This window comes from Marinobacter sp. F3R11 (assembly GCF_003318275.1).
Lineage (GTDB): Bacteria > Pseudomonadota > Gammaproteobacteria > Pseudomonadales > Oleiphilaceae > Marinobacter.
In genome coordinates, this window is record NZ_QOCH01000015.1 from 165,600 (window position 1) to 183,640 (window position 18,041).

The window sequence follows — 18,041 nt, forward strand, 5'->3', positions numbered from 1 at the left end:
TACGCCCCCATGTCAAATTTTGACTGGAAAACCTGTTTCGGCCAGCTTCTGACTGACTTGCACGACATTGGCCAGAGCCAGTGGGCAGACATTATCAGAAGTCAGCTCATACAGCGCTTCGATGAGAACCCCCACGGCGACCTCAGCCGCTGGCAATCAGCTCTCGACAGTCTCCCGGATATTCCCGGAGCTACCTCGGAGCTGAACACCTCAGCGATCTCCCTGAGTTCAGAAACCCCTCTAAGCTCCAGTCAGCAGCATATGCTTGAAAGTGGGCTCAGAGGGCTTATGCCCTGGCGCAAAGGGCCTTTTGACTTTTTCGGAACTCACATTGATACAGAATGGCGTTCCGACTGGAAGTGGGATCGGGTATCACCTTACCTTTCAGACCTTTCGGGCCGGCGCGTTCTGGATGTGGGGTGTGGTTCAGGCTACCACTGCTGGCGTATGCTGGGCGAGGGTGCAAAGCGTGTAATTGGTATTGATCCCGGGTTGCTGTTCATGTTCCAGTTTCTCAGCGTAAAACGCTATCTGGGCGAGGTTGCGGTTGATCTTCTGCCCATACGAATGGAAGACCTCCCTGACGGACTTGAGCTCTTCGATACCACCTTTTCCATGGGCGTCCTTTACCACCGCAGGTCACCACTTGACCACCTGCTGGAGCTCAAGGGTACACTACGCCCAGGCGGAGAACTGGTACTGGAAACTCTGGTGGTGGATGGACCTGAGGGTTACAGCCTGATGCCCGAAGATCGCTATGGGCAGATGCGCAACGTATGGTTCCTGCCAAGCTGCGACACACTGCTTCGGTGGCTGGACCGTACCGGCTTCCGCAATGTCCGCGTTGTAGATGTGTCTGAAACCAGCACAGATGAACAGCGCAGCACAGACTGGATGCGCTTCAACTCCCTTCAGGATTTCCTGGATCCCAACGACCCCACCAGAACCATCGAAGGTTACCCCGGCCCCAAACGGGCCACATTCATTGCCGAGAAACCCTGATAATAAAAAACCCGCCGTGCCGTTCAAGGCAGGGCGGGCATCCGACCTGGCTGACGATCAGCTGTCAAACGGGTGGCGCAGGATGATAGTTTCCACACGATCCGGACCAGTGGAAATAATATCGATCGGGGCTTCGATCTGCTCTTCCAGGAACCGGATATAGGCTCGGGCGTTTTCCGGCAACTGTTCCAGCGTGGTCAGCCCGAACGTGCTTTCATTCCAGCCCGGCAATTCGGCATATATTGGTTCTATATCCTTGAAACTATCGCAACCGATCGGTGGGCGGGTAATTTCACCATTCGGTGTTTTATAACCTACGCAGACCTTGACGGTTTCCAGACCATCAAGAACATCCAGCTTGGTCAGACATATGCCGGACACGCTGTTGATCTGGATTGCGTGGCGCAGCGCAACCGCATCAAACCAGCCACACCGGCGGGAACGACCGGTAGTCGTACCAACTTCATTTCCTTTAACTGCCAGGTGCTGCCCCAGATCATCAAAAAGCTCTGTGGGGAAAGGGCCTGAACCCACTCGCGTGGTATAGGCTTTGGTAATACCCAGTACGTAATCCAGATACAGGGGACCAAAACCAGAGCCGGTAGCCGTGCCTCCTGCCGTGGTGTTGGAGGAGGTTACATACGGGTAGGTGCCAAGATCGATGTCCAGCAGGGAGCCTTGTGCACCCTCAAACATAATATGGTCGCCGCGCTTGCGGTAGTCGTGAAGCAAATCGGTAACGTCTGCCGCCATCGGCAGAATTTCTTCGCCCATCTGCTTCAGCTCTTCCAGAGCCGCATCTACATCTTCAGCTTCTTCCTTGAAATATTCAGTCAGTACAAAATTATGATAAGACATAATTTCCCGCAGTTTCGATTCGAAATCTGCCGGGTTACACAGGTCGCCAAGACGAACGCCGCGGCGGGAAACCTTGTCTTCGTATGCAGGACCAATACCTCTGCCGGTGGTACCGATTTTGTCATTACCCCTGGCGCGTTCACGGGCCTGATCAATACGCACGTGAGTGCGCAGAATAATCGGACAGGCCAGGCTGATGCGCAGCCGTTCACGAACCGCAACGCCGGATGCTTCAAGCTCCCGGACTTCTTTCAGAAGAGCTTCCGGAGACACAACTACGCCATTACCGATCAGGCACTGAACGTCCTGCCGCAGGATACCGGAAGGAATCAGGTGAAGAGCTGTTTTCTTACCTTCTATAACGAGAGTATGGCCCGCGTTGTGGCCGCCCTGAAAACGCACCACCGCTGCGACTTTTTCGGTCAGCAGATCGACGATTTTACCCTTGCCTTCATCACCCCATTGGGTGCCCAGCACAACAACGTTTTTACCCATGATTCTCTCTCAATGCGCACAGATTAGAGTGTGCGTCTTGCAAATTTGGCATATGTACCTGAACGAGTTCACCGCAGCTCACTGATATCAGCCCAGCGTCTGAACAACCCAATGACTACCCTGCTTTACCAACTCCCGGTCACAACCCCGGGTTGAGGGATCCACTCCATTGTCTTCCGGCAAGGCCCGGACGACCGCATCCGTCAGCCTCAGCTCTGAGACAACCTGTTCCAGCTCTGCATCATTGTCTGCAGGTGCCCACACGGCTTTGCCGGAGCGGGCCGGACGTCTGCCCAGAGTTACCAGTGCCCCTATGTCCAGACTAAAGCCTGTAGCAGGGCGCGCCCGACCGAAATCACTGCCAATGGAGTCGTAACGACCACCTTTGGCAATGGAATCACCGCAGCCAGGTACATAAGCAGCAAACACCAGACCAGTGTGGTAGTTGTAACCGCGCAACTCGCAGAAATCGAAGCCGAAGCTGACTTCCGGGTAGTCTTTCTCAAGCTTTTCGGCGACCCGACCCAGCTGATCAAGAGCAGTGCCAAGACTATCCGAAGCTCCGTCAAGTATTCTGCGCGCTTCTGTCAGTGCTTCCGGGCCTCCGTTAACACGGGCGAGCTCACGCAGACGTGCACCCGCTGATCCAGAGGCGCAATCACCAAGCAGTTGGTCCAGTTCGGGTACTGATTTGCGCCCCATGGCGTCGAAGATTGCCGCACTTGTGTCGCGGTCAAACCCGGCTTCGCCGATAAGACTTTCATAGATGGACACATGCGCCAGGTCAAGGTGGACACCAGGCAAGCCAGCGACGCGAAGCGTCTCAAGCATCAAGCTGATGATTTCCAGATCCGCAGCCTCAGAGGCACTGCCAAACAGCTCGCAGCCCGCCTGAATAGGTGTACGCCCGGCCAGCATATGCTTGGGACGAGTATGCAGCACATGGCCGGCGTAACACAGGCGGGTTATCCCCTCCTGCCCAAGGGTATGGGCGTCAATGCGCGCTGCCTGGGGTGTCATGTCGGCACGAACACCCATCATGCGGCCGGTCAGCTGATCGGTCAGCTTGAAGGTCTGCAACTCCAGGTCGTGTCCGGTTCCGGTAAAAAGGGATTCGAGATATTCGATTAGCGGTGGGATTACCAGTTGGTAGCCCCAACGCTGGCAGGTATCCATTACATCCCGGCGCAGGGATTCTATCTGTCCGGCCAGTGGCGGCAAGATATCCGCCACCCCGTCCGGCAGTAACCAGCGATCAGATACTGTCATGAGATTCCGTTGTCCATCCTGCAAACACATGCCTATGAGGCAGAAGAAGCGTGCAGGTTTTTTTAAGGTGAAATCCGGGGCAGAAAAACCCGAACCAAAACCTGACGGATTTTACACTGTTGGCGGACACAAAAAAACCGGAATACTGAGTATTCCGGTTTTTCGGCGTACAGAACAGAAATTAGCTTCCGCCCTTCGAATCCTTCATGAACTTCATGAATTCACTTTTGGAGTCAATAACCATTATATCGTCTTTGGTTGAGAAGGTATTCCTGTATGCCTGAAGGCTACGGTAGAAGCTGTAGAACTCAGGATTGGAGCCATAAGCATCTGCGTAGATCCGCGCTGCTTCACCATCCCCTTCACCCCGGGTTGTCTCTGAAGCGGCAAAAGCCTCAGCCAGGGTAACGGTTTTCTGGCGGTCTGCATCGGCACGAATTCCTTCCGCCAGCTCACGCCCCCGGGAGCGGAACTCCTGAGCCAGTTTTTCACGCTCTGTCGCCATACGACGGTATACGTTTTCACTGACCTGACCCGGAAATTCAATCGCCTTGACCCGGATATCCATTACTTCGATACCGAACTCTGTTGTCGAAGTTTCGTTCACACGGTCTCGCAGGGTGTGCATCAACTCATCACGCTGCCCGGAGACAACTTCGTGCATGGTGCGGACACCGAATTCATCCCGCAGGCCGTTGTCCACTCGTGACAACAACAGAGACTGAGCACGGAACTCATCGCCACCTGTAGCCCGATAGAACTGGTCCACATTGCGGATTTTCCAGGCAATATAGGAATCAACATCCAGCGGCTTCTTTTCGACGGTCAGATACTGCCGCGATGGCAAATCCATAGTCAGTACGCGGATGTCAAACTCCCGGACCTGATCGATTACCGGCACCTTGAAGTGGATACCAGCCCGGATATCGGTCTCAACCAGCTCACCAAATCTCAGCATCACCCCGCGATGGGTTTCCGGAATAATATAAACACTCGACATTACCAGCAGGACAACGATAAGAGCGCCTGCAAGACCCACTATGCCTTTAGGTCCCATGATTATCTGCTCCTCCGTGTATTAGCTTCCTGCCTGGTTCGAATTTCCTGGATAACCTGATCTGTGACCGACTGGATATCCATCTCTCCACCAGTGCCGGAAGACTGACTTCCGCTGCGCGGCAAAGAGCCCTGAGTCAGGCGGTCCAGAGGCAGATACATCATATTGCCACTGCTTTCCGTATCCACAAGAATCTTGCTGCTGTTAGAAAGTACCGATTCGAGCGTCTGCAGATACATCCGCTCGCGGGTTACCTCAGGTGCCATCTGGTATACAGCCAGTAATTCTAGGAATCGGGCTGTTTCACCACGGGCACGCTCAATAACTTCCTGCTTGTAAGCGCTAGCTTCCTCAAGCATACGCTGAGCCTGACCGCGGGCCTCCGGGACCACCTTATTGCGATAGGTTTCAGCTTCTTCTTTCACGCGCTGCTCGTCTTCACGGGCGCGCTGAACCTCACGGAACGCGTCCTGCACTGCCGCTGGCGGCTGAGTGCTTTCAACGTTAACCCGTACAATTTCGAGACCGGTTCCATATTCCTTGAGAAAGCCCTGAAGCCGTTGTTCAACACGAACAGCGAGCTCGGCACGTCCTTCGGTGAGTACGTCGTCCAGTGACGAACTACCTACTTCGTGACGTAACGCACTATCAGTGGCAAATGCCAGCGCCTGGTTGGAATCCCGTACATTCAGCACATAATCACGGGCATCACCCACCCGGTACTGCACCTGCAGATCAACCGTAACCAGGTTTTCATCCTGAGTCAGCATCTGGCCGCTGGACTGGGCGGTTCTCACGCTGGTAACGCGAACCTTGGTCACGTCATCAATCAGGGGAACCTTGAATCTCAGACCCGGGCTTTCAGTTTTCGAATACTCACCAAAACGCAATACAACTGCGCGTTCCTGCTCGTCCACCGTGTAGAAAGACTGGAATATCACATATCCAACTAAAAGTATGGCGCCAAGCGCGACCACGGCACCGAAACTTCCAGCACCGCCAGAACTGCCACCGCTGCCGCCGGACTTCTTACCTTTACCACCCAGCATCTTGTTAAGTTTATCGAGACCTTTTTTCAGTGCCTCATCAAGGTCTGGTGGTCCCTGATCATTACCGCGACGACCACCGCCATTTCCCCAGGGGTCATTGTCGTTGCGGTTTCCACCCGGTTCATTCCAGGCCATAGTACTCTCCGTTCCTAACGTGTCGAATGGTTGCAAATACTAGGGATTTATCATCGTCCCGGCAATAGCTGCTATGGTTTCTGGCTTACCTGTCTTCCAGGTTCACCTCTTCTTCACTCATGCCGGCGCGGCTCAGAAGCTGCAGCCAGTCCCGGCGTTGCAGCCGGACTTCAAGTACAGTTTCTCCGGTCTCACGATGCTCTTCGCCGAGCACAGAACCCGCCTCGTGCAGGAGCGCCCTGAGCTTGCCGTCCGCAGGCCCGAGCAAAACAAAATGGTGAACAACATCCTCAGCGAGCCGTTCAACGATAGCATCGTACAGGCCATCAAGACCTTCACCCGTAACGGCCGAAACCCAGGCCCGAACAGGGACACCATCTTCATTACGCTCGACCCGGGGTGCAAAATCATCCATCAGGTCGATTTTATTGAAAACCTGCAACACAGGTATCTCATCGGCACCAATTTCTGCCAGCACCTCTTCAACCTGTTCAATGTTTTCATCACGACGACTGTCGTGGCTGTCAACGACGTGCAACAGGATAGTGGCTTCGGTGGTCTCTTCCAGTGTTGCCCGGAATGCCTCCACAAGCTTGTGAGGCAGATGCCGGATAAAGCCCACTGTATCCGCCATTACGACCGCACCGATATCCGGAAGTTCCAGACGCCGGATTGTCGGATCCAGCGTTGCGAACAGTTTATCTGCGGCGTATACGGAAGACGTGGTGATCCGGTTGAACAACGTGGACTTGCCAGCGTTGGTATAACCTACCAGAGATACGGTCGGAATATCAGCACGCTTGCGCGCTCTGCGGCCTTGATTGCGCTGCCTTCGAACTCGCTCAAGGCGCTTGTGAATCGACTTTATACGTTCGCGCAGGAGTCGGCGGTCGGTCTCCAGCTGGGTTTCACCAGGACCACGTAAACCAATTCCCCCTCCCTGCCGTTCAAGGTGGGTCCAGCCACGAACCAGCCGCGTTGACATGTGCTCCAACTGGGCCAGTTCCACTTGCAGCTTACCTTCGTGTGTACGCGCTCGCTGAGCAAAAATATCCAGAATAACGCCAGTGCGGTCCAGAACGCGGCATTTGAGCTCACGCTCAATATTCCGCTCCTGACTGGGGCTGAGTGCATGATTGAACAAAACCACATCAGCCTCGTGCAAGGTTACTGCATCGCGAATTTCCTCAAGCTTCCCTTCACCCACAAACAGCCGGGGACTGGGTTGCTTACGGGATCCGGTTACAATTCCAACCGATTCGACTCCGGCCGACGACACAAGCTCCCGGAACTCATCAGGATCTTCAGAGCCATCGTGGGAGGTAAAATCGATGTGGACGAGTATCGCTCGCTCACCTACATCAGGGCGTTCAAACAATGGGCATCAACTCCGCAACAATCAGTTTGTTTGTTTACATCACAAAAACAAACACCCGCGACCATCAGAACCCGGAGGCTCGTCAGGGACGCGGGTGGTAATACCGAAAACCGGGGCAGATCAGTCCTCGGACTCATCCTCTCCCGCCGGGTTCTGCTGTGGAATGCGAACATTCCGGGCAGGCACAACGGTAGAGATTGCGTGCTTATAGACCATCTGGCTGACAGTATTTTTCAGCAAAATTACGAATTGGTCAAAAGACTCTACCTGCCCTTGCAACTTGATGCCGTTAACCAGAAATATGGAAACCGGAATACGTTCCTTGCGTAAGGCATTAAGGTAAGGGTCTTGTAGCGAGTGCCCTTTTGACATGTGTATTCTCCTGTTTATTAGTAAATGCAGATAGTCATTATTCAGAACTAAATGTGGTGTGACATCTGATTTTTTTCAAGGCCGCTTCAACGATAAAACCATCTTCGCTGTTCAGCCAGTTCAAATCAGACCACTTACGGAGCCATGTGAGCTGCCGTTTGGCAAGCTGACGGGTGGCCGCAACGCCCTTACTTACAAATACGTCATAATCGTCTTCGCCAGCCAGATGACTCCAGGCCTGGCGATAACCGACACAACGCATTGACGGAAGATCCGGGTTCAGATCGCCTCTGCCCATCAGAGCACCGACTTCACTCAACAGGCCCTTTTCGATCATGTTCAGAAAGCGCCGATGTATTCTGTCATGAAGCACGCGTCTTTCCGGAGGCACCATGGCAAGCTGCGCTACAGTATACGGAAGCGATGAAGCTTCGTCTGCCTGCCATTGAGTAAAATAAGGGTAATCCTCAATACCCTCCGGGCCCGACTGTTGCTGAGCCCGCCGACCACCTTCAGACTCCCAGAAAGCCGAAATTGGCCGACCGGTCAGACGAATTACCTCAAGAGCTCTCAAGAGGCGCTGACGGTTATTGGGGTGAATCAGTCGTCCCGCCACCGGGTCGGCGGCCTGCAGTTCTTCATAGAGTGCATTCCAGCCGAGCTTTTCCGCTTCAGCCTCAAGGGTTCTGCGCAGCTCCGGGCTGGCAGCCGGCAGCCCGGACATACCGTGCAATAAAGCCTTGAAATACATCATGGTGCCACCAACGAGCAACGGAATACGCCCGGCACCGGATATGCGCTCCATTTCAGCCAGTGCATCCCGCCGGAAATCGGCGGCAGAATAGGTTTCAGAAGGATCGCAGATATCAATCAAACGGTGCGGAGCACGTGCCAGCTCCTCAGCCGTCGGCTTTGCAGTACCAATATCCATACCACGATAGATCATCGCCGAATCAACGCTGATGATGTCACAAGGCAGGCGGTCACAGAGTTCCATGGCCAGATCGGTCTTGCCGGAGGCTGTCGGCCCCATCAGAAAAATGGCAGGTGGCATTTTTGATTCCACTCTACCGCCCCCGCAAAAACAGTTTATCGAGTTCCGCCAGAGTAACCAGAGTCCAGGTCGGGCGGCCATGGTTGCATTGACCGCTGCGCTCTGTCGCCTCCATATCCCGCAACAGGGAGTTCATTTCCGGTATGGTCAGCTGGCGATTTGCCCGCACCGAGCCATGGCAGGCCATGGTCCCCAAAAGCTCGTGGACAACGGCCTCAACCCTGTCACTCTGGCCATGCTCGATCAGGTCAGATAAAACATCCCTGACAAGTTGTTCTGAATCCGCTCCCCGCAGCAGCGCGGGTACCTGGCGGATAGCAAGTGTTTCCGGCCCGATGCGCTCAATCTGAAGCCCAAGCTGCTGCAATTCGTCCCCATGGGTCTCTGCCAGAGCAGCCTCTTTCTGACTCACCGCGAGGGACACAGGCACCAGCAGCGGCTGACTTTTGAGATCCTGCTCTGCCAGCGCGCGCTTCATGCGCTCGTATGTGATCCGCTCATGGGCAGCATGCATATCGACAACGATCATCCCGGCACTGCTTTGGGACAGCACGTAAATGCCGTGCAACTGAGCAATGGCATACCCCAGAGGCGGCTCTGCCTGATCGTCGGCACTCCCCGGATAATCTGTCCGGGAGGCATCCACACTTCCCGCACTCCCATAGGGTGCGGCCGTTTGCGGAGAACTTGAACCACCCCCGCCGAGAGACTTGTAAAAAGCCATCTGGTCACTGGCCCGCCACTCCTGCTGTGGCGCTGACTGTCCACCAAAACCAGTTCCCGGCACATAATTTCCCGCTGCCGGCATCTCAGGCTGCCCGTTCCAGGGCTGAGCCGGAACAGGAGCCCCTTCTGCCGGAAGCTCGCCCTGCCCTGCAGCCTCACGGCTGAAAGACTGGGCTGTCGCACCACGAAAATGATCGTCCGGCCGCACATCGGCCAGAGCTTTGTGCAAAGTCCGGAAAATAAAGTCGTGAACCAGGCGACCATCACGGAAGCGCACCTCGTGCTTGGTTGGGTGCACGTTCACATCAACCGAGGCAGGATCAACCTCAAGATAAAGCACAAACGCAGGATGGCGATTATTATACAAAACATCGCGATAGGCCTGACGCACCGCATGAGCTACCAGCCGGTCACGGATGACACGGCCATTCACGAAGAAATACTGAAGGTCGGCCTGGCTACGGGAAAATGTCGGCAAAGCGACCCAACCCCAGAGCCGCAACCCTGTGGCTTCGGCATCGATAACCACGGCGTTGTCGATAAACTTCTGCCCGCACAGGGCACCAATACGACGTTCCCTGTCCTGCACAGACTCAGCTGGCCGCAGATTCTGAACAACCCGCTGGTTATGACGCAGCGTAAAACCTGCATCGAACCGGCTAAGAGCCTGACGGCGCACACATTCTTCAACGTGATTGAATTCAGTTTTCTCTGTGCGCAGAAACTTGCGCCTTGCAGGGGTATTAAAAAAGAGGTCACGCACTTCAACAGTGGTTCCCACCGGATGGGCCGCCGGAGAAATTCGTGCATCCATATCACGCCCTTCGACCTCTACACGGGAAGCCGCCTCCTGATCTTCTGTACGAGAGGTCAGTGCCAGGCGCGATACAGAGCTGATACTGGCCAGAGCCTCGCCTCTGAATCCCAGGGAAGATACGGATTCCAGATCATCAAGGCTGGAAATCTTACTTGTGGCATGGCGGCTGAGCGCCATGGGCAAATCACTTTCGGCGATACCGCTGCCGTCATCACGTACCCGGATCAGCTTGACGCCACCCTGCTCCACTTCCACATCAATACGGTCTGCACCGGCGTCGAGCGCATTTTCTACCAGTTCCTTGACGACAGAAGCAGGGCGCTCAACTACCTCGCCCGCAGCAATCTGGTTTGCCAACCGCGGCGAGAGCAATCGGATGGAGGGCATATTTCGGGACTACCTCTTGTTCAGAATGTTGCTCAGGATGAGGGAATGCGAATGGTTTGCCCTACCATAACACGGTCGTCCCTCAAGCCGTTAAACTGCATGAGCTCGCTGACAGTAGTCTGATTTTCCCTGGCCACGCCTGAAAGCGTATCGCCACTCTGAACCCTGTACTGACTGACACGACTGCCCCCCTGGCCATTCTGCTTCTGCCATGCGAGCAAGGTCCCGGGCGGAGGTGTTTTACGAAAATACTCGTCAATACCCTTCATGATCGCACCAGCCAACTTGCGGCGGTACCAGTCTGTAGCCAGATTCTTTTCTTCCTGGGGATTTGAGATAAAACCCGCCTCCACGAGAATAGACGGGATATCAGGTGATTTAAGCACTGCGAACGCCGCCTGTTCCACACCAGGCTTATGCAACTGAGCCACACCATTGAGCTTACCCAGCACAGAACTGCCCACACCCAGGCTGGCATTGATACTCGCCGTCATGGACAGATCGAGCAATACACCGGCCAACATATCATCACGCCCATCCAGAGAAACACCGCCGGTTCCGCCGATCAGGTCAGAGCGGTTTTCACTCTGGGCCAGCCAGCGCGCTGTTTCACTCGTCGCGCCCCGCTGAGACAACGCAAAGACTGAAGCACCCTTGGGCTGGGGCGTACGAAATGCGTCTGCATGTACAGAAACAAACAGATCCGCACTGTATTTGCGAGCGAGAACCGTCCGGTTCCTCAACCCGATGTAATAATCTCCCGTCCGGGTGAGTTTGGCGGTATAGCCTGGCTGTTTATTGATCATCTCCGCAAGAATGTGTGCCATTTTCAGAACCACATCTTTTTCGCGCGTACCTCTGGGCCCGATAGCTCCCGGATCCTCACCGCCGTGGCCCGCATCAATAACCACAATGACATCGCGTTTGCCGGCTGAATCATGGGTAACAGTAGGCTTGGCAGCCTTCGCCAAACGACTTCCGTTTTCATCAATAAGGTCAAGCACAAGGCGATGACCATACTGTTGGTTGGGTTCTAACTGGAAGCTGCGGGGTTTGATGTCACTGGCCAGATCAAGAACCACTCGCAGGTCTGTGCCATTACGTGTGGCACTACGGATACGCCGGACAGGGCTGCCAGACAGATCAAGTTTGGAGAAATCTGTTTTCAGGCGGGTGTTCTTGAGATCAATCACCAGGCGTGCGGGGTTCTTCAACGCGAACATATTGTGTTCAACCTTGCCCGCAGTATCCAGTACCAGCCGGGTGTGATCCGGCGCCGGCCAGATACGAATACCCTCCACCTCAGTGCCAGCCTGCGCGGGCAGGCCCGACAGAAGCAGCCACAAAGATGCCAGCGCGATCGTTGTTTTCATCATAAGCTTGAGTTTCGTCATACAGCTTGCCTGTTTATCCAGCACCGGTCCGTCAATGGTCCGGCCCTATCAGTTCAAGTTCGTTCAAAAATGATGCACCCAGTTCCGAACGTGCCCGGACCACCGCCGAACGACCTTCACCCTGGTGCTCCAGGTGCACGTCAAGATCCGGTGACGGAAGCAGCCCTTCTCCACGCTCCGGCCATTCAATAAGGCAAATACTCTGGCCGTTGAAGTAATCCCGGATACCCATGTATTCCAGCTCTTCGGGATCACCCAACCGATACAAATCAAAATGATAGGCTGGGGGCGACAGATCTTCGTAGGGCTCAACAAGCGTATAAGTCGGGCTCTTCACCGCACCTTCATGCCCCAGCCCACGGATAACTCCCCGGCTGAAGGTGGTCTTACCCATCCCGAGATCGCCCTCAAGAAACACTGTCAGTCCACGGCCTGACTCTTTTGCCAGGCGAGCCAGTTCACTACCCAGTTTCTCCGTTTCGGCCTCACTTTCAAGAAACAGCCTCCGCTCATTCCCGAAAATGCTCATCCGTCCTCCCAACTGCAAGCACCGCCCGGCTCTGCTTCTTTGAAAACCTGCGGCAATGCATCGATTACATCGGTCGGTATCAGCCCCATGTGTCCTTTGTCGGCTGATGCCCTGCAGGCAGCTTCAAGATGCACAACCGCTCCGATTGTTGCTGCATGCGCAGGCGTATCAATCATCTGGGCGTAGAGCGCACCGATGATGCCCGATAACACGTCTCCCATGCCTCCGGTAGCCATTCCGGGGTTGCTGCCGCCGGCAATATCCACCACATCCATTCCGGACGCGATAACCGTTCCGGCCCCCTTCAGCAATACTACTCCCCCGTACAGGGACTGGAGTTTATTGGCGGCAGCTATGCGATCCACCTCTATTTCCGGAACCGTGCAACCCAGTAACCTGGCAGCCTCGCCCGGATGTGGTGTAAGAATCTGAGTGCTGGCACACGTGGTTACCCGGGACGAAAGCAGGTTAAGAGCATCCGCATCCAGAACACGGGGTTTACCACTTTCAACCACCTGCTGAAGCATTTGCTGCCCCCAGGCATTCCGGCCTAAACCCGGGCCACACACTATGACCGTTGCCGAATCCAGCATAGCCGGCAATTCCGAGCCATGAATCAACCCCTGAACCATGACTGACGGGCATCTCGCCAGGGCCGCAGTGACGTGTTCAGGGCGGGTTGCCAGTGAAACCAGCCCGGCACCGGAGCGCACCGCAGCTTCCGCAGCCAGTATTCCTGCTCCACCGAACCCCCGGTCTCCGGCAACCACAAGTACGTGCCCAAACCTGCCCTTATGTGCATTAGCCGCGCGGGCGGGCAGCAACTTTTTTACCGAGTTCCAGCGCTGAAGCATGGCTATCGGGCGCTCACCACTTTCCACAACCCCCGCATCCGCATTCAGCGTTTCAACAATCACATCACCACACACCGCAGCACCCTGACCGGTATACAGTCCGAGTTTTCGGCCGATAAATGTGACCGTCAGGGCTGCCTGTATTACCTCGCCCTCGGCAGCTCCACTGGTAACATTCAGTCCGGATGGCAAATCAACTGCCAGCACCGGCAACCCGGAGCGGTTGCAGCGCGAAATCACACTGGCAAAGGGTTCTTTGGGGGCCCCGGAAACACCTGTCCCCAACATGGCATCAACAATCAGTTCCGCCGATTCAAACACAGACGCGAGCCCGGGTTCGTCTAAGTCTGCCAGCTCCTGCACTTCCACCCCGTCCGCCACTGCCTTCTGCCAGGCCTTGCGGGCGTCACCACCGAGTCTTTCCGTAGGTGCAACCGCAATACAGCGCACAGTCAAACCCTGGCTCACTGCCTTGGCTGCGACAAGATAACCATCCCCGCCGTTATTACCTGCGCCGCAAAGCACAAGTAACCGCTCTACCTCGGGCCAGTGCCCGACCAGACGGCGAAATGCCGCACGAGCAGCGGCCTGCATCAATTCAAAGCCGTCAACACCTTGCCGCTCGATTATGTACTGATCAATACGACGCACAGAATCGGCGGAAAACAGTGCATCTGATAAACTGCCTCCAGCGTGCGGTGGCATGAGCCTTTGCTCCCGTTAAAGAAACCGGTTTAAGAAAATTGGCCAGCTATCTGTAAAGCATAGCAAAACCGAAGAAAAGGTCATAACTTAATCAAATTAAATATACTTACTGCCAACGCCTGCCGGGAAACTGGCACAACGGAACCTATGAGCACACCTGAAACCAACACCTCTCCCATTCCGGAACTGACTGATTTGCCAGCACTTATCCGGCAGTGGGCCAGAGAACTCGGATTCTCCGCCGCCGGCATCACAACCGCAGACACCGGCAAACATGCCCAGCACCTGCAGGACTGGCTGGCCGAAGGTTATCAGGGTGAGATGGGGTATATGGCTCAGCACGGGGATAAACGCTACACCCCAAAATCGCTGGTGCCCGGCACAACCCGGGTTATCTCGGTGCGAATGGACTACATGCCCACACCGGACAGCCCGAAAGAAGCGCTTACTAACCGTGAAAATGCTTACATTACCCGCTACGCGCTTGGCCGTGACTATCACAAACTGATCCGCAAGCGGCTGGCAACTCTGGCAAAAAAAATTGACGATGCTGTAAGCGGCTATGATCATCGTGCCTTTGTTGATAGCGCCCCAGTACTGGAAAGGGCTTTGGCGCAACGTGCCGGGCTGGGCTGGATCGGCAAAAACAACATGCTGATACACCCAAAGGCAGGATCGTTCTTTTTCCTTGGTGAGATATTTACCAGCGCCCCTCTGCCTGTAGACCCGGCCTTTGAAACCGACCATTGCGGCACCTGCTCCGCGTGCCTCGACCTGTGCCCGACGGACGCTTTTGTGGGGCCACACAAGCTGGATGCCCGGCGCTGCATCAGTTACCTCACCATTGAACTCAAAGGCAGCATCCCTGAAGAACTGCGCCCGCTGATGGGTAACCGGGTTTTTGGCTGCGACGACTGCCAGCTTGTCTGCCCCTGGCAAAAATTCAAAAAGCCCACCCGAGAGGATGACTTTCAGCCCAGACACGGCCTGAACAGCAGCTCACTGGCAGAACTGTTCTTATGGACTGAAGAGCAGTTTTTAAAGAGAACCGAGGGTTCGGCAATTCGCCGCACAGGCTATGAGGGATGGTTGCGCAACCTCGCGGTGGGGCTGGGCAATGCGCCTTCTACAATCCCGGTCATTGAAGCCTTAAAACAGCGCGCGGACTATCCTTCAGAAATGGTCCGCGAGCATGTTCACTGGGCTCTGGCACAGCATGATTTATAGCTTGAAAAAGTGTTCCCGGTAGTAGCGCAACTCGTTGATGGAATCACGAATGTCGTCGAGCGCCTGATGACTACCCTGTTTCTTCACGCCTTTCAGCACATCCGGGCGCCAACGGCGGGCCAGCTCTTTTACGGTAGAGACGTCAAGGTTTCGGTAGTGGAAGAAGTCTTCCAGCTGGGGCATGTATTTCACAAGGAAACGGCGGTCCTGACCAATACTGTTACCACACAGAGGGGATTCTCCGGGCTCCATATATTCTTTGAGAAAAGCGAGTGTTTGTTGCTCGGCCTCGGCTTCGGAGATTTTGCTTTCCCGGACACGCCTGGTTAACCCGCTTTCACCGTGGGTGCGGGTGCACCATTCATCCATGGAGTCCAGCAAGCTGTCGGGTTGGTGCACTGCTATAACAGGGCCTTCGGCCACCAGGTTCAGTTCTGAATCCGTGATGATGGTGGCCATTTCGATGATGCGTTCTTTTTCCGGATCAAGGCCGGTCATTTCCAGATCAATCCAAACCAGGTGATTGCCTGCTGACATTCTACTTTCCTCGTTAACCAAACATCTGGGTAGGCGGAGCTGTTATACCATTGGTGAAACAGCCATATTAAAGCCACACATAATTAATTACCGTATGATGTCACAGCAACGTCACCACTTTCATCCGTGTTATTTGAGATTTTATGGCAAAACGGCAACTGAACAAGCAACAGCAATTCCGGATCAAGAAGGTTCAGGAAGAACGAGCAGCCCGCGCAGCTCGCAAGGAGAAGTTGGTTCAGGCGCAGGCTGACGCCGGGGAGCTGGGGCCTGAACAGGAAGGATTGATTATTGCGCACTACGGGCAGCAGCTTGATGTGGAAGCTCTGGAAGGTGAACGCAAAGGTGATGTTGTTCGCTGTTTTGTCCGGGCGAATATCGACAGTCTGGTAACAGGTGACCGGGTTGTCTGGAGGCCTGGCAAGAACGAAACAGGGGTGATTGTTGCTCGCTGTGATCGCGACAATCTGTTGCAGCGACCGGATAACTTTGGTGCTGTTAAACCCGTAGCAGCGAATATTGATCACATTATTCTGGTGATCGCACCGGAACCGGAACCCCACGACAATCTTATAGACCGGTATCTTGTGGCCTCTGAGATCACGGATATTCCTGCCGTTATTCTCCTGAACAAAACTGACCTGATCACTGACCGCAACCGGGCACAGATTGATGCTCTTCTGGCACGCTATGCCGCGCTGGGCTACGAGATAGTCCGCACCTCGGCAGTTCAGTACGATGGCGGACCTTCTCCAGAAGTTGAGGCACTGGTAAAAGGCAAAACAAGCGCATTCGTGGGCCAGTCCGGGGTAGGAAAATCGTCCATTATCCAGACACTGATGCCGGACGAAGCTATTCGGGTTGGCGCGGTTTCAGAGAGCACTGGCAAAGGGGTTCATACCACCACGACAGCAAAGCTCTTTCACCTGCCCATGGGCGGTGATCTGATTGACTCGCCAGGAATCAGGGAGTTCGGCCTCTGGCATATGTCACCGCAGGAAATCGAATATGGGTTTCGCGAGATTCGAGATGTGATTGGCTACTGCAAATTCCGCAATTGCCGGCACATGGGTGATCCCGGCTGCGCCATTGATGCGGCAGCGGAAGCGGGCAAACTCAGCCCGGAACGGCTTCGAAGCTTTCATCGCATTCTGGAGGATATGGCTGAGCAGCAGTCACGGGGCTTGAAGGCCACCTGATATCACCCTGCCCGGCGATTTACCAGTTAAGCTCGCCGGGACCAGGCTCCGCTTTTTCCTTCAGCCAATCTCCGCTTTCCAGATTTTCGCGTGCTTTTTTCTGCTCTTCTTCCGATGGCGCCGTTAGGTCGATAAGGGGCTCGCCCGTTGCGCTGGCGCTGCTCTGGATACTGTTCACGGTTTTCTTGTTGAGCACGATAATAGAAATCCGGCGATTCACGGGCGCTGTCGGCTCGCTCTGATTAAACAGTACGGAATCACTCAACCCCACCACTCTTGCAATCTGCCGGGCGCTAACACCACCTGCGACCAGAGCCCGGCGAGCAGTGTTAGCACGGTCGGCTGAAAGTTCCCAATTGGTATATCCCGGACGACCGCCGAAAGGGGTCGCGTCTGTATGGCCGGTAATGCTGAGTCTGTTATCCACAGTCCCAAGGGTTTTCGCAAGTTCAAACAGAATTTCCTGAGAATAGTATTTCAACTCAGCTTTACCACTATCGAACATGGGGCGACCTGAGCGGTCAACAATCTGGATTCGCAGGCCTTCATCCGTGATATCGATTAACAGCTGGTCTTTGAATTCCTGTAGCGTTTCATTCTCTTCAATGCGTTGCTTCAGCTCCTGAAACAACTCATTCATGCGGCGCTGCTCAAGGGTTTCAGAGAGTGCATCCACCACATTATCACTGATCGGAATCTGGCTTGGATCAACATCCATGCTTGCCTCATTGATTACAGAAGCACTGCCCTCAAGATCCACAGGGTTAGGTGATCCACCGTCAGTAAATCCGACCGGATCGCGGAAATAACCTTCAACAGCTTTTTTCTGTTCCGGAGACGCCGTGGCGGTCAGCCAGAGCACGAGAAAGAACGCCATCATTGCCGTTGCGAAGTCAGCAAAGGCCACCTTCCAGGAACCACCATGGTGCCCCCCGGCGACAACTTTTTTACGCTTTATGATTATCGGCTGTTGTTCCACAACTCGGCTCCGGCCTCA

General features: G+C 54.8%; 16 protein-coding genes. 3 read left to right on the forward strand and 13 right to left on the reverse strand.

Annotated elements, in window-relative coordinates:
• The first annotated feature begins 9 nt into the window (after positions 1-9).
• On the forward strand, positions 10-1,002 hold the full coding sequence (gene cmoB, locus DS878_RS09175) for a tRNA 5-methoxyuridine(34)/uridine 5-oxyacetic acid(34) synthase CmoB (protein WP_113815677.1): 993 nt from the start codon (positions 10-12) through the stop codon (positions 1,000-1,002).
• Positions 1,003-1,059: 57 nt separating this feature from the next.
• Here cmoB and DS878_RS09180 read toward each other — a convergent pair whose 3' ends face one another.
• From DS878_RS09180 to DS878_RS09230, 11 genes are all read right to left on the reverse strand, one after another.
• Positions 1,060-2,355 (reverse strand): adenylosuccinate synthase, encoded by a 1,296-nt coding sequence (locus tag DS878_RS09180; RefSeq protein WP_113815678.1) that lies wholly within the window; start codon positions 2,353-2,355, stop codon positions 1,060-1,062.
• 87 nt (positions 2,356-2,442) lie between these two features.
• Positions 2,443-3,624 carry an ATP phosphoribosyltransferase regulatory subunit gene (locus tag DS878_RS09185; RefSeq protein ID WP_113815679.1) on the reverse strand — a complete coding sequence of 394 codons (1,182 nt, stop codon included), beginning with the start codon at positions 3,622-3,624 and terminating at the stop codon, positions 2,443-2,445.
• 181 nt (positions 3,625-3,805) lie between these two features.
• The gene (gene hflC / locus DS878_RS09190; protein WP_113815680.1) at positions 3,806-4,681 is read right to left on the reverse strand and encodes a protease modulator HflC; all 876 of its coding nucleotides are present in this window, start codon (positions 4,679-4,681) and stop codon (positions 3,806-3,808) included.
• A gap of 2 nt (positions 4,682-4,683) precedes the next feature.
• On the reverse strand, positions 4,684-5,865 hold the full coding sequence (gene hflK / locus DS878_RS09195) for an FtsH protease activity modulator HflK (protein ID WP_113815681.1): 1,182 nt from the start codon (positions 5,863-5,865) through the stop codon (positions 4,684-4,686).
• 85 nt (positions 5,866-5,950) lie between these two features.
• Complete coding sequence (hflX, locus tag DS878_RS09200; protein WP_113815682.1) at positions 5,951-7,243, reverse strand: ribosome rescue GTPase HflX; 1,293 nt, start codon at positions 7,241-7,243, stop codon at positions 5,951-5,953.
• 120 nt (positions 7,244-7,363) lie between these two features.
• Positions 7,364-7,615, reverse strand: coding sequence for an RNA chaperone Hfq (gene hfq / locus DS878_RS09205; RefSeq protein WP_096781132.1), 252 nt, complete (start codon positions 7,613-7,615; stop codon positions 7,364-7,366).
• Positions 7,616-7,652: 37 nt separating this feature from the next.
• Positions 7,653-8,669, reverse strand: coding sequence for a tRNA (adenosine(37)-N6)-dimethylallyltransferase MiaA (gene miaA / locus DS878_RS09210; RefSeq protein WP_113815683.1), 1,017 nt, complete (start codon positions 8,667-8,669; stop codon positions 7,653-7,655).
• A 13-nt stretch (positions 8,670-8,682) separates the two neighbouring features.
• Positions 8,683-10,599 (reverse strand): DNA mismatch repair endonuclease MutL, encoded by a 1,917-nt coding sequence (mutL, locus tag DS878_RS09215; protein ID WP_113815684.1) that lies wholly within the window; start codon positions 10,597-10,599, stop codon positions 8,683-8,685.
• Positions 10,600-10,631: 32 nt separating this feature from the next.
• Complete coding sequence (locus tag DS878_RS09220) at positions 10,632-11,993, reverse strand: N-acetylmuramoyl-L-alanine amidase (RefSeq protein ID WP_410003470.1); 1,362 nt, start codon at positions 11,991-11,993, stop codon at positions 10,632-10,634.
• A gap of 31 nt (positions 11,994-12,024) precedes the next feature.
• The gene (gene tsaE, locus DS878_RS09225) at positions 12,025-12,522 is read right to left on the reverse strand and encodes a tRNA (adenosine(37)-N6)-threonylcarbamoyltransferase complex ATPase subunit type 1 TsaE (RefSeq protein WP_113815685.1); all 498 of its coding nucleotides are present in this window, start codon (positions 12,520-12,522) and stop codon (positions 12,025-12,027) included.
• Positions 12,519-14,081 carry an NAD(P)H-hydrate dehydratase gene (locus DS878_RS09230; protein WP_113815686.1) on the reverse strand — a complete coding sequence of 521 codons (1,563 nt, stop codon included), beginning with the start codon at positions 14,079-14,081 and terminating at the stop codon, positions 12,519-12,521. Before DS878_RS09230 ends, tsaE begins: the two co-directional genes overlap by 4 nt.
• A gap of 147 nt (positions 14,082-14,228) precedes the next feature.
• Between DS878_RS09230 and queG the strand changes: the two genes are divergently transcribed.
• Positions 14,229-15,308, forward strand: coding sequence for a tRNA epoxyqueuosine(34) reductase QueG (queG, locus tag DS878_RS09235; protein ID WP_113815687.1), 1,080 nt, complete (start codon positions 14,229-14,231; stop codon positions 15,306-15,308).
• Here queG and orn read toward each other — a convergent pair.
• A complete protein-coding gene (gene orn / locus DS878_RS09240; protein WP_113815688.1) occupies positions 15,303-15,845 on the reverse strand; it encodes an oligoribonuclease in 543 nt (180 codons plus the stop codon). The genes queG and orn overlap by 6 nt on opposite strands.
• A 143-nt stretch (positions 15,846-15,988) precedes the next feature.
• Here orn and rsgA point away from each other — a divergent pair, with 143 nt between their 5' ends.
• Entirely contained in the window at positions 15,989-17,044 is a 1,056-nt protein-coding gene (gene rsgA, locus DS878_RS09245; RefSeq protein WP_113815689.1) for a small ribosomal subunit biogenesis GTPase RsgA, read from the forward strand.
• Positions 17,045-17,063: 19 nt separating this feature from the next.
• Here the strand turns inward: rsgA and motB are convergent, their stop codons facing one another.
• On the reverse strand, positions 17,064-18,023 hold the full coding sequence (gene motB / locus DS878_RS09250; RefSeq protein WP_113815690.1) for a flagellar motor protein MotB: 960 nt from the start codon (positions 18,021-18,023) through the stop codon (positions 17,064-17,066).
• Positions 18,024-18,041: the final 18 nt, after the last annotated feature.

What these genes read in the sequence shown, in the direction of transcription:
- DS878_RS09180 (WP_113815678.1), bottom strand. Translation starts at nt 2,355, where the DNA reads ATGGGTAAAAACGTTGTTGTGCTGGGCACCCAATGGGGTGATGAAGGC.
- mutL (WP_113815684.1), bottom strand. Translation starts at nt 10,599, where the DNA reads ATGCCCTCCATCCGATTGCTCTCGCCGCGGTTGGCAAACCAGATTGCT.
- cmoB (WP_113815677.1), top strand. Translation starts at nt 10, where the DNA reads ATGTCAAATTTTGACTGGAAAACCTGTTTCGGCCAGCTTCTGACTGAC.
- tsaE (WP_113815685.1), bottom strand. Translation starts at nt 12,522, where the DNA reads ATGAGCATTTTCGGGAATGAGCGGAGGCTGTTTCTTGAAAGTGAGGCC.
- DS878_RS09185 (WP_113815679.1), bottom strand. Translation starts at nt 3,624, where the DNA reads ATGACAGTATCTGATCGCTGGTTACTGCCGGACGGGGTGGCGGATATC.
- queG (WP_113815687.1), top strand. Translation starts at nt 14,229, where the DNA reads ATGAGCACACCTGAAACCAACACCTCTCCCATTCCGGAACTGACTGAT.
- rsgA (WP_113815689.1), top strand. Translation starts at nt 15,989, where the DNA reads ATGGCAAAACGGCAACTGAACAAGCAACAGCAATTCCGGATCAAGAAG.
- hflC (WP_113815680.1), bottom strand. Translation starts at nt 4,681, where the DNA reads ATGGGACCTAAAGGCATAGTGGGTCTTGCAGGCGCTCTTATCGTTGTC.
- miaA (WP_113815683.1), bottom strand. Translation starts at nt 8,669, where the DNA reads ATGCCACCTGCCATTTTTCTGATGGGGCCGACAGCCTCCGGCAAGACC.
- orn (WP_113815688.1), bottom strand. Translation starts at nt 15,845, where the DNA reads ATGTCAGCAGGCAATCACCTGGTTTGGATTGATCTGGAAATGACCGGC.
- DS878_RS09230 (WP_113815686.1), bottom strand. Translation starts at nt 14,081, where the DNA reads ATGCCACCGCACGCTGGAGGCAGTTTATCAGATGCACTGTTTTCCGCC.
- hflK (WP_113815681.1), bottom strand. Translation starts at nt 5,865, where the DNA reads ATGGCCTGGAATGAACCGGGTGGAAACCGCAACGACAATGACCCCTGG.
- hfq (WP_096781132.1), bottom strand. Translation starts at nt 7,615, where the DNA reads ATGTCAAAAGGGCACTCGCTACAAGACCCTTACCTTAATGCCTTACGC.
- DS878_RS09220 (WP_410003470.1), bottom strand. Translation starts at nt 11,993, where the DNA reads ATGACGAAACTCAAGCTTATGATGAAAACAACGATCGCGCTGGCATCT.